The organism is Eudoraea sp. (assembly GCF_049669105.1).
GTDB lineage: Bacteria > Bacteroidota > Bacteroidia > Flavobacteriales > Flavobacteriaceae > Eudoraea.
The window spans coordinates 1-1,641 of the sequence record NZ_JBATKE010000181.1 but is presented as its reverse complement, the minus strand read 5'-3'; the positions used below and the strand labels follow the sequence as shown (position 1 = coordinate 1,641).

2 protein-coding genes, 1 tRNA gene and 1 pseudogene are annotated in these 1,641 nt (G+C 35.6%); all 4 read right to left on the bottom strand.

Annotated features, from left to right (window positions below):
* Positions 1–333: 333 nt before the first annotated feature.
* Positions 334–756, bottom strand: coding sequence for a hypothetical protein (locus WBM60_RS14135; RefSeq protein ID WP_424260948.1), 423 nt, complete (start codon positions 754–756; stop codon positions 334–336).
* A gap of 81 nt (positions 757–837) precedes the next feature.
* Positions 838–1,080 (bottom strand): annotated as a pseudogene (locus tag WBM60_RS14130) (tyrosine-type recombinase/integrase); the annotation flags it as partial.
* Positions 1,081–1,226: 146 nt separating this feature from the next.
* Positions 1,227–1,298: transfer RNA gene (locus tag WBM60_RS14125), tRNA-Arg, on the bottom strand.
* 126 nt (positions 1,299–1,424) lie between these two features.
* Positions 1,425–1,641: GIY-YIG nuclease family protein (locus tag WBM60_RS14120; RefSeq protein WP_424283220.1), on the bottom strand; the 217-nt coding region annotated here is incomplete at its 5' end.

Sequence of the window (1,641 nt, the reverse complement as noted above, 5' to 3'; positions counted from 1 at the left end):
GGAGTATCCCACACTGAAGTAGAAAAAAAGAATAATTAGGATCATCACAAGTGCAAAAAAAATAATTTTAGCTTTCTTCCAATTCATTCTGATTAGGCCTCTTAGTTAAAAGCAATGGCACATAACGGCCTGGGCTATGATTGCGGCGCGGCGTAAGGACGAAGCTAAGCGGCGGATCTAACACGGTTAGTGTTAGAAATTCGCGCAGGCAAAGCGAGCCCTGGCTGTTTCGCATTGAGGCCAGTTCCTTGTTTCAAATAAAAATAGGGATTTTTGTTTTACCGAGAAGGAAGCGCTGAATTATAGCCGTTGTTGGCTGCTGGTTTTTTCTTTTTATTCACATTCTATTACCTCTAACCAAACTACATTGTGTTCCAAAATGGAATTATTTGTTGCCTTTTCGTAAATAAATATCTTCTTAAAAACGTCTTGATTTGATATAATTGATACAACTCCAGAATTTTTTGATTTCTTTATTTCTTTTTCAATTAATGCATTCTTATACTTAATTAAGTCATTAATATTTTTAAAGGTTTTATTTTCAATTTCATTTGGCGATACTTCTTTAACAACAAGATTATCTTTACGAAAATAATTCCCTTCAATATAAAAAGTTACCCCCTCAGCATCCACTATCTTCCTGTTACTCTCATTGATGTTTTCGCTACTTAAATTAAAAGACAGGTTTACAATTTGCTCATTTTGGCAATGGCTATGTACTGAAAATATTAAGCAAATCCAGAATAAAAATTTCATTTTAAATATCAATTTTATTTGTTTTCCAACTTGCTGCCAACAATTGAATATAGTGCATTATGCACTATATATCACTTATAGCTAAGATAACAAATCATCAATATCTTTGAAGGAATTTTCTGCTACGTGGGTATAAATCTCTGTTGTTTTGCTGGAGTTGTGACCTAAAAGAACCTGGATCTTTCACAAATCTGTTCCCTTATCCAACAGATGCGTTGCGAAGCTATGACGCAGCATATGTGGGGTCACTCTTCTTTTAATTCCTGCCCTTAAAGCCGCACGACTTACAATGCTGACCAAGCTGGCAGTAGAATAGGCTTTACCTGAGAAAGGCTCGACCTTAAAATACAGAAGCCCAACTGTACCCTAGTTGAATTTATTTTAGAATCAGACCTTAACAAAACAATCCTCTCCCGGCCGGTCCCAAAATAAAAGCCTTTGCTTTTGCAAAGGCCTGCTGTGCTTATCCGTAGCCTCACCAGGAATCGAACCTGGATCTAAAGTTTAGGAAACTTCTATTCTATCCGTTGAACTATGAGGCCAATTATAATCTGCGAATTTATAAATACTTTCTCTTATTCTTCCTGCAAGTTTAGGAAACTTCCCCCGTCCCGATAACTATCGGGGCTATCCGTTGAACTATGAGGTCTTTTTATTGGGTGTCAAATTTATGAATACTTTTTGAGAAGCTTTTCAGTCATCTCCGGATATTTTTTTAAATTCTCAATGTACTTTCTACTTTTCATACTCTTAATATGTCGTTCAATCCTTGCCGCGGTAACAGCATTTTCCATTTCAAGAATATGATAATAATCCCATGGAATTTTTCTTCTGGTAATTCCCTTATTTAGGTCATATGAATTATGAAAGTCCAATCTTTTTTTT